Source organism: Streptomyces lushanensis, assembly GCF_001700515.1.
In the GTDB taxonomy this organism is placed as follows: Bacteria; Actinomycetota; Actinomycetes; order Streptomycetales; family Streptomycetaceae; genus Streptomyces; species Streptomyces lushanensis.
The window spans coordinates 1-9,783 of sequence record NZ_MAUD01000480.1 but is presented as its reverse complement, the minus strand read 5'-3'; the positions used below and the strand labels follow the sequence as shown (position 1 = coordinate 9,783).

The following is a 9,783-nucleotide window of genomic DNA, read 5'->3' as shown; positions in this document are numbered from 1 at the left end:
CGGCGCGGTAGCGGGGGTCGGTGTTCAGGGTGTCGAGCCACTTCGGGCTACCGCCGGGCGCCTGAAGTCCGGCGTGCAGGGGTGGTGCGAGCTGGTCCTGACGTGCCATCAGTACGCGCATGGCGGCCCGCCAGGTGTCCTTGAGCGGCCATTCGGGCGGTGCTCCTGGGGCGCGCAGCAGGCTGGGCAGCGCCACGGAGGCGCCTGCCTGGCCCGGGGCGATGTCCAGCACTCCGGCACCGGTCAGATCCAGCTCGCGGTACCCGACCCCGGGGGCCGGGCGGCCCACCAGCCCGCGCGCCAGGGTCTCGAAGTCGCCGTCGCGGCCCGCGGTGAACCGCCAGTGGTGGTAGGCGGGCAGGGATACGGTCCGCGGACCGCCGGTGGACCAGGCATCGGCCAACGGGCCGGACTCGTGCTCGCCGAGCGGTTCACCGAGCCCCGTCAGCCGGCCGGCTTCGAACGCGGGGACGACGGCGGCCAGATAACCGGTACCGCTCTCCAGCCGTCGCGGGCTCAGCAGCCGGGACAGGGCACGTTCGGGGTGGGTGGCGAGGGCTTGGCCGACGTCCTCGGTCTCCGAGCCGACCAGCACCTGGGCATGTGCCCAGGCCCAGGAGCGGGAGAGATCGGGGAGTTCGGCGACCGGGCAGCTCAGGACCGGCAGAGCGTCCGGCGGACGCTGGACGGTGGCGGTCTCGGCCGGTACGACCACCAGTACCAGCCATGGCCGCAGCCGTCCCCGGCCGTCCGGGGCACCGGGCGTGAACATCCAGGGGAGGTCGCTGCGCGCGAACTCGACGGCGGCGAAGCCGGTGTCCTCGGCGTCCGTGCTGTCGGGCGCCGGGAACAAGCGGATGATCTGGTCCGCGCCGATACCCGTGACATCGCCGGGCCCGAGCAGGGTGACATCGACCGGCGCCGTCTCGCCCGGCTGCTCGCCGTCCTCGCCCGAGCGGCGCAGGGTCAGGGTGATGGGTACGGTCGCCCTCGGGGCGTTCTGGGCCGTACCAGGGGCGATCGCCCCCGCGACACCGTCGCGGATCCACGGCAGGAAGCGCAGTCCACCGTTCATCGTGCCACCTTCGTCATGGTCGTACGCGGGCCGACGGCCGTGAACCGGGCCGCCCGCGAGGCCGCCCGGCCCGCCGGTCCGAAGCCGGCCAGGGCGAAGTTCGTCCGGGCGTCGGACGTCTCCCGGCGTGGCGCGTCCGCCGTGAGTCCTACGGCGCCCGCCGCCGGTCCGCCGCCGATGACCTCGTAGTCGACGGTGGTGAAGGTGGTGTGCGGGACACCGCCGTCGCCGTTGCCGTGGGGGTGTCTCAGCTGTCCCACCGCCAGGCGGTGTCCGGCACGGCGCCGGGTGAAGGAGGGGCGCGACAGCCGCTGGTCGTCGGTCAGGTCGGTGTACTCGCCGTCGGCGAAGTCCTCGTACAGCGCCTCGCCGAGTTCGCCCGGGCGGGTGTCGCCGCCCCGGCCGCAGGTGAAGCCGGTGAGGTCGTAGGTACGGCGCCGGTCGGCCGGGCTGCCTCCGATGCGGCCGATCTCCATGCCGAGGGGCAGGAGGCGCTGGCTGACGGCGAGTTCGCCGAGCGGGTGCAGTGGGATCCCGCCCGCGCTCCGCGGCGCTTCCCTGACCAGCACCCCGGTCGGGCGGGCCGGCGGCAGGGTGTGCCAGCAGCCGGGGTCGGCGAACGCCGCCCGCAGCCGCTGCCAGACGTCGAGGGTCCGGGGCAGGCTGCCGGGGGCGCGCCGTCCGCTGGTCACGTCGAACTTCACGGTCACCGAGATGAACAGCAGTTTGAAGGTGGCCCTGCCGCGCGCGTGCCAGGGGTTGGGCCCGGAGAGATGGAGTTCGACTCCGATGGCGAGGATGACCCGCCGGCCGCGTTTGACCGCCACCCGGGCGTGGATGTCGATCTCGAAGCCGAACGGGTCGAACTGGATCAGCGCGTCGTAGCCGAGTTCGCCCTCGATGGTGAAACCGGCGGCACCCGCGCGCAGTTCGACCCGCGCACCGTGCTGGATGGTGTTGGAGGTGACCGCGAGATAGGACTCGGCGCGCAGCCGGGGATTGTCGCCCTCGGCGAGGGACATCGCGACGCGGGCCAGTCGGGGGACGTCGTGCGGCCGGTCGGCGTAGCGGGGGTGGAACCCGCCGACCGACAGCAGGAACCGGCGCCGCGATCCCCACTGGATCCGCATCGCCATGTCACCGGTGACGGTGAATCCGGCCACTTTGGAGTCCACGAGGGTGGCGTCCAGGGATGCTGATCCGGTGCCGAAGTCGAGCAGACCGACGGAGTCCATCCGCAACTGGACGACGGCCGCCTCGGGGGTGGGCAGGACGACCGTGATCCGGCCGAGCAGCCCGATCCTGATCGGGTCGGGGAACTCGGCGAACAGCGCCAGATCGGCGGTCACGGGTGACGGTCCGCCGCCGGTGGCGCCCCAGGTGATCCTGGCCATGAGCCCGGCCAGATAGCGGCCGTGGGCGACCGGGAAGAGGCGGCCCAGGGTCTCGGGCAGCGAGGGGTCGGTCCCCGTCCTCGCGAACAGCACGGCGTCCAGGGCCCTGGTACGGACCGCCGCGCGCAGCGCCGCCGGGTCGGCCGCGCGGTGGACACCGACGAGGGCACCGAGTCCGGAGAGCGCGAAGCCCATGCCGATCTGGAAGCCGGGCGTCCAGGCGGCACTGGCGACCAGCAGCAGTGACCAGGCGTCCGCGCCGTCCGCGCCGCGCAGGGGCGTGCCGGACGCGTCCCGGGTGTCGATCAGGCCGAGCGCGGCGAGTTCGATGTCCCGTCCGCCGAGTGCCATCCGCAGCTGGGCCGCGCCGCTGTAGCGGCCCTTCGCGCGGTCGATGCTCAGCTGTCCGGCTCCCGCGAGCGGTCCGGCCTCGACCTTCAGACCGAGGCCGGTGGGCGGCTTGAAACCCGCCCGTACGTCGACCGGTCCGAAGGATCCCTGGTCCTGGGCGCTCCCGGCCGCCAACTGGATGCCGATGTCGGCCGCGGACACCACGAGCGGTCCGAGCGCCAGGGTGAGGTCGCCGGTCAGGTCCAGCGCGATCCCGTCCTCGGTCAGGGCGATCCTGGCCAGACCGGCGGGAATCGTCACCGGTCCGAGCTCGACCCCGACCGGGAACCGGTACTCCAGGGCGCCGGACGCGCTCATCCGGAGTCCGTGCTCCGGTGTGAACTCCACCCCGGCGTCGAGTTGCACGGTGAGCGGGCCCTCGGGCAGTACCCGGGCGAGGAACGGGTCGTCGACCTCGCCCAGCACCATCCGCAGACCGCGCAGGGCGGCCTCGGCGGCCAGTACGGGCCGTTGACCGGTGGAGAGCGAGACGGACAGGGCCGCGTCGATCCCGTCGATCTCCACCCTGGTGCCGGTGGGCGGGCCGAGTCGCCACAGCGGCCCGGACGGGGCGCGCCCGACAGCGGTCAGCCGGGCCACGATCCCGCCCGGGTCCTCGCCCTCGAACCGTACCCGGTCGGCCTCGATCACGATCGGCGGTACGTCGCCGCGCGAGGAGGCCGAGACGGTCCAGTCACCCCACGCCCACCGCCCGTTCAGGGCTCCCTCCAGCAGCAGGACCGCGGCGGTCCCGGCCGGTCCGTCGGCGAGGCCCGCCAGTACGGCGAGGTCGGCGGTGACGGGCGGCCCGGGCTCCGGGTCCGTACCCGCGGTGTCCGGCCGGCCGTCGAGGGAAACCCGTAGCAGGCGGTGCGCCGCCTGTTTCTGCCGATCCGTCAGTACGGGGTCGGTGGCCGCGCCGGGTATCCGGTAGCCGGCCGTGAGCCCCGCGTCCCGCGCCACGGACTCCAGCAACGGACCGAGGGTGTCGCCGATCTCGGCGGCGGAGTCGCCGCCTGCGAGCGCCGCCTCCTTGATCACGGCGAGGGGTTCGGTGAGCGCGCGGCGCAGCCGCCCGAGGTCCAGACGAGGGCGGGGCACGGCTCGCCGTACCGTACGGCCGTCCGCGGTGAGGATCGCCGTGCCCATGGACACGGTGCGTACGCCCAGCAGCGTGAGGACGGCGGCGGGCCGGGGCAGCTGGGCCAGCAGCCATCTGTCGAACAGCCCGTTCAGCAGGTCTTCGAGGAAGGTCTCGGCCAGGTCGGCCGGCAGTCCGGCCGGAGGGTGCCAGCGTGACAGCGCCGACCGGATCCCGGTGAAGGCCCGTTGGGCGAGCCCGAAGGCCTCGCGCAGGTCGTCGAGTTCGAGTTGGGGCTTGCGCAGGAGTCCCGCCATCTCCCGCAAGGCGGTACGGCCCGCCGTGAACGCCGCGGTGGCCGCTTCCGGCAGACCCTCGACGACGGTCGGCTCCCAGCCGAGCAGGTCGACGAGCTGGGCAGCCGCTGCCGGGCTCTCGGCGGCGGCCGAGACCGGCCGGATGACATCCGTCACCGCCTCCGCCAGTGAACGATCGAGTTGCACGGGATCCCCTTCCGATAGCGGGAGAGCTGCTGCCGGGCGGGCCCGCGGACTTCTCCCCCGGTACGTCCGCGAGCCGTGATTCCCCTGCCGCTGCGGGGAAGCCTCGGCCTCCCGCCGTCCCGGGCGCCAGGGACGGCTGTCACGACCGGTCGGGACGGCCGGGCGGGACACCTCCGCCCGGTGTTTCGGCCCTGACCGTGCGGCGGCGACCGTGCGGTGGCTGCGGCCCCGCGATTCCGGCGCGCCCGACCACCCGGATCGCCTACGGGCTTCCCTCACCGGACCCGCCGCGTTCACGACGGCGCGCGGCGGCGCGGGAGGTGTACGGGGCGGGCGTGCGGCGCGGGCGCGCGCCCGCTGAGTGCTGCTGTCCGCCGGGACACCACACTTTCGGTCTCTCCCTCATCCCCCGCGACCACCGAGATGCTGAGGACTCGTCTCTTACGTCATGCCCATGCCGGATCGGCCCTGCCGTCCGGTGCGCGCGTGGTCGCGAGCGGCGTCCGCGCTGTCGGCCCTCCGAGCCGGTGGCCCGTCATCTGACCAGGCCACGGCCCCGGGTCGTGGGTACCGGAAGGATTCCACGTGATCAGGACGAAGAAGAGGCTGTTCGGCGCGCTCGGCGCGGCCATCGCCGTGCTGGCGGTTCTGGGCGCCGGGCCGGCGCGGGGCGCGCCGGGCGGGGAGAAGGACAAGGAGCCCGTCCGCACGGCCTCGCCGAAGGACGACCGTCTGGCCCCGGACCACCGGGCCGACCTCGACAGCGTGGCGCCGTCGCCCGCCGTGGCATCGGCGCTGAAGAAGATCCAGAAGCGGATCGCCGACCATGTCGCCGCGCACGGCACCAAGAACACGTTCGCCAGCTACGTGGATCCCGCCACCCGGAGGATCGTCCTCGAAACCGACGCACCGGCCCGGCTCGTCTCCGCACTGACCGATCTGTCCGGCGCCGGGGCCGCCCAGAGCCAGGCCGCCGCCCAGCTCCAGCTCCGCCCGGCGACCACCACCGACACCTTCGACCGGCGCAACGACTCACCCCCGTTCTACGGCGGCGGCGGTATCGCGGCCGAGGGCCTCCTGTGCTCCTCCGGCTATGCCGTGCAGAGATCAGGAGTCAGATTCATCACCACCGCCGGCCACTGCTTCAACAACGGCACCACCGTCGTGACCGAGTCCGGCGCGAACACCTACGGCACCGTCTCCGACCGGCGCCTGCCCCCGGTCACCGGCGACGCCGCGGACATGGAACTCATCAGCGGGCAGTCCTACGCGGGCCGCGTCTTCACCGGCGGTGTCACCAGCAGCACCAGCATCCCGGTGGTCTCGGCCGGCGGAGCCGTCGTCGGTTTCAACAACTACTGCCACAGTGGACGCACCACCGGCGAGCAGTGCGGTCACACGGCGACCAGCACCACCGCGCAGGTGTGTACCTCGACGGGCTGCAAGTCACCTGTCATCGCCTACACCGGTGGCACGCTCCAGCAGGGCGGTGACTCGGGCGGCGCCTTCTACGTCAAGGACAACTCCGGTGCCTACATCCGCGGTCATGTCATCGCGGGCAACAACACCACCGGCTACATCCAGCCGTGGACCGTGGTGACCGCCATGCTCGGCGTCGCCATCGTGACGGGCTGACCCACCGGCCCGGCCGACCCGTCGGCCCGGCCGCGCCGAAGCCCGAAGCCCGAATCCCCGAGGCCCGAGGCACCCCGGCACGGGGACTCCGGCAGTTCTTGACAGGGGGATCGGCGCGGCCGGCGGTTCTTCCCCCGCCGACGGCATCGAGCACGCCGGCCGCGTCCGATCCCCCGCGGGCGATCCCCCACGGGCACGGGTCGCGCTCCTCATCGGTCCGCCACGACGTGCGGGAGCGTGACGCGACTCTGAAATGGCTCTGATTGATCTTGCTAGGCTGGGTCCTGTCCGCTCGATCTTCGTGGATCAGCCCGGGGCGTCCGGTGCGGTGCTTCGCAAGGCTGAGGATCGCCCGTGTACCGGACGTACTCGGGAGACTCCGACAACGCCGCGAGACGCCGCGCCGGACGTTACGGGCCCACGAGGATCGACCGGACAGGACCCAGGTGACCACGCAGGCCGAACGGCTCCCCCGGCGCAGCAGCCCGCCCGCCGGGAGCCGTCGGCGGGAATTCGACGGAAGAGGCTGATCGTCCGCGATCGGAGGCCGGTCATGGTCGACTCCACAGCCGGAATGCCGGACCCCGGTCGGGTGGGCACGGCGGTGGCGGTGATCGATACCCGGGGAACCGTCACGGGATGGACGAAGGCTGCCGAGGAACTGCTGGGACGCAGCTCCGCGGAGGTGGTCGGCCGCTCCGCCGCGCTGCTGCTGATGCCCCGCCGCGCGGCCCGGGACCTGTCGGAGTGGGCCGGGCGGGCACGGCTGCGGGAGCCGTGGTCGGGGACGACGGAGCTCCGCGGCAAGGACGGGAAGAGTGTCCGGGCGTCCGTCGAGGCCCTCCCTCTGTCCGGCGGCGCCAGAACGGACTGGTTCGTCATGGCCACGGCCGTCCCGGGCGCCTCTCCCCGGATGCCGCCGCGAATACCGCTCGCGGCCTCGCTGCTGGCCCGCTCACCGATCTGTGTGTCGATCCGTGACGGTGACGGGCGGTACATCTGGGCGAACGAGGAGGCCAGGCGCTGGGACCGGCTCATACGTGAGCGGTGGCCCGGGCGCGGGACACCGGAGCTGTCCCCGGGCCATGAGGGCCGGGCCGTCAAGGCCCTGATCCGCCAGGTGTTCGAGACCGGTATCCCGGTGATCGAACGTGAGCAGCGGTGGACCGTCCGGGTCGAGGACGGCGAGAACGGCGAGGACCGCGAGGACGACGAGCTCGTGCTCTCGTCCACCTACTTCCGCCTCGACGGCCCGGACGGCCGGCCGCTGGGTGTGTGCTCGTTGGCCACGGACATCAGCAAGTCCGACGGCCGCAAACACCTGCTTGTGCTCAGTGAGGCCAGCAAGAGCATCGGAACCGCCCTCGACGTGATGAAGACCGCTCAGGAGCTGGCCGATTTCGCGGTGCCGCGACTGGCCGACTACATCACGGTCGACCTGGCGGAATCGGTGCCGATCGGCGGGGAGCCCCTCCAGCGGCTCACCTCGCCGGACCAGCGCGTTCCCGTGTTCCGCCGTGCGGGAGCGGCCTCGATCCATCCGGGCATGCCGGAATCCCTGTGGGACATCGGGGACGTGGTCTTCGTTCCCCCGTCGTCCCCGTTCACCCGCGCCCTGTGCTCACGGCAGTCGCACTACGAGCCGGTCATCGACCTGTCTCCCGGCACCTGGGTCGACCAGGATCCGGACCGGCTGCGGACCATTCGCGCGACCGGTATGCACTCCCTGGTCATCGTCCCTCTCCAGGCGCGCGGGACACTCCTCGGCGAGGCCGTGTTCGTCCGCAACGACAACCGGATGGCGTTCTCCCGGGACGACCTGCTCCTGTTCGAGGAACTCGCCGGGCGGGCGGCGCTGAGTCTGGACAACGCCCGCCGCTTCACCCGCGAAAGGGCCGCCTCGCTCGCGCTCCAGCGCAATCTGCTTCCCCGGCGCCTCGCGGGAGGGGAGAGGATGGAGGTGGCGTCGCGCTATCTGCCCGCGGACTCCCATGAGGGCGTCGGAGGCGACTGGTTCGACGCGCTCCATCTTCCCGGCGGCCGGGTGGGGCTGGTGGTGGGCGATGTCGTCGGGCACGGCATCAACGCCGCGGCGCGGATGGGACAGTTCCGTACGGTCGTACGCACCCTCGCCGAGCTGGATCTGCCGCCCCATGAACTGCTCGCCAGACTCGACAGACTCGTCGTCCGGCTGACCGAGCAGGACAGCGGGGAGGACGGCGGTGCCGGAGGCGGCCTCTGGTCCCAGACCATGGGAGGCACCTGTGTGTACGCCGTCTACGATCCCGCCACCCGGATCTGCACCATGGCACGGGCCGGGCATCCGCCGCCCGCGGTGGTCCACCCGGACGGCGGCGTCACCTTCCCGGACCTGCCCGCCGGAACACCGATCGGCATGGGACTCACCTCGTACCGGCCCTTCTCGATGGAACTGCCCGAGGGAAGCATCATCGCCCTCTACACCGACGGGCTGATCGAGTCCCGCGACGCGGACCTGGACGAGGGGCTGAGCCGGCTCGGGGCCGCCCTCGCGCGTCCCGGGCTCCCGCTGGAGGAGCTCTGCTCGGAGGTGATCGCCGCGATGACGCGGAATCCTCGCCGCGCATCCGGCGCCGCCCTGCCCGACGCGGTGATGCCGCAGCCGTCACCTGACGACATCGCCCTCCTGCTGGCGCGCACCCACGGGCTGGAGAGCGGCTCTCCACCGCGTGCGGCGCACCGCGTCTGAGGGCCGTGGCGAAGATCTTGGGACGGCCGGGAACAAAACACCTCCGGCCGGAATCCAACTGCCGTGCTCATCAACGACGTGGATGCGCGGGAGCGGGTGCGGTCGGAGAATGTGCTGGCCGTGGACTTCGGTACGTCGACAAGCCGTGCCGTGCTGGTCGGCGCCGACGGGCGGGACCGGCTGGTCAAGGATCCGCTGAACGGATCGTGGCGCTGGGTGTCGGCGGTCTACGCCGATGACGAGGGCCTGCTGTTCGGGGCGGCGGCGTACGGCAGGCGCCAGCGGGACCCGGCGCGTTATCTGAAGGAGTTCAAACGGCTGCTGGGCCTCGACGAGCCCGTGCGGCTGGGAGACCGGGCCTTCTCCTGTACGGAACTGGTCGCCGGGATGCTCGGTGCCCTCCGGGACGAGGCCCTGGCGATGCTGCCGCAGGACTCCGCGCTGGAGCGCGTCGTGGTCACCGTTCCCGCCGGCTACCGGCCGGACGGCGCGCGGTGGACGGCGATGCTGGACGCCTGCGGCCGGGCGGGCTTCCAGGACGCGGAGCTGCTGTCCGAGCCGGTGGCGGTGGCACTGGGGCCGGCGCCCGGCCCCGTGCGGTCCGCGGGCCCGGCCACGGTACTGGTCTACGACTTCGGCGGCGGGACCTTCGACACGGCGCTGGTCCGCCACGACACCGAAGAGAGCGCCGCGGGGCGCGGCGAGAGCCGCGGTGTCCCCCACGTGCTGGGCCACGCCAGCCTGGACTCCTGCGGCGGACGGGACATCGACGGCGCGCTGGTGCGGTGGCTGCGGCAGACGGAACAGGAGTGGCTGGAGCCGCTGCTGGCCGTCAGGGACGGCGCCGAGCTGGGCAGGGCCATGGCGCTGGAGGACCTGGCCCGCAGGATCAAGCACCAGCTCAGCGGAGTGAACAGCACGGAGGACCGGCTCTTCCCCGAGTCCCCCGTCCTCAAGGTCACCAGGGAGGTGCTCGC

4 protein-coding genes and 1 pseudogene are annotated in these 9,783 nt (G+C 72.8%); 3 read left to right on the top strand and 2 right to left on the bottom strand.

Annotated features, from left to right (window positions below; all coding sequences use genetic code 11):
• Both BFF77_RS30085 and BFF77_RS30080 read right to left on the bottom strand, forming a co-directional pair.
• A pseudogene (locus tag BFF77_RS30085) lies at positions 1-1,075 on the bottom strand (hypothetical protein); the annotation flags it as partial.
• A complete protein-coding gene (locus BFF77_RS30080) occupies positions 1,072-4,443 on the bottom strand; it encodes a DUF6603 domain-containing protein (RefSeq protein ID WP_066956287.1) in 3,372 nt (1,123 codons plus the stop codon). The gene BFF77_RS30080 and the pseudogene BFF77_RS30085, both read right to left, overlap by 4 nt.
• A gap of 585 nt (positions 4,444-5,028) precedes the next feature.
• On the opposite strand from BFF77_RS30080, the gene BFF77_RS30075 reads away from it, so the two are divergent.
• The 3 genes from BFF77_RS30075 to BFF77_RS30065 form a co-directional block, all read left to right on the top strand.
• Positions 5,029-6,078 carry a chymotrypsin family serine protease gene (locus BFF77_RS30075; RefSeq protein ID WP_066956284.1) on the top strand — a complete coding sequence of 350 codons (1,050 nt, stop codon included), beginning with the start codon at positions 5,029-5,031 and terminating at the stop codon, positions 6,076-6,078.
• Between the two features lie 553 nt (positions 6,079-6,631).
• Positions 6,632-8,806 (top strand): SpoIIE family protein phosphatase, encoded by a 2,175-nt coding sequence (locus tag BFF77_RS30070; RefSeq protein WP_066956281.1) that lies wholly within the window; start codon positions 6,632-6,634, stop codon positions 8,804-8,806.
• A gap of 63 nt (positions 8,807-8,869) precedes the next feature.
• The coding region (locus BFF77_RS30065) for an Hsp70 family protein (protein ID WP_141698566.1) at positions 8,870-9,783 on the top strand (914 nt) is incomplete at its 3' end.

Excerpts from the sequence above, each read along its gene's own strand:
- BFF77_RS30070 (WP_066956281.1), top strand. The coding sequence starts at position 6,632 with ATGGTCGACTCCACAGCCGGAATGCCGGACCCCGGTCGGGTGGGCACG.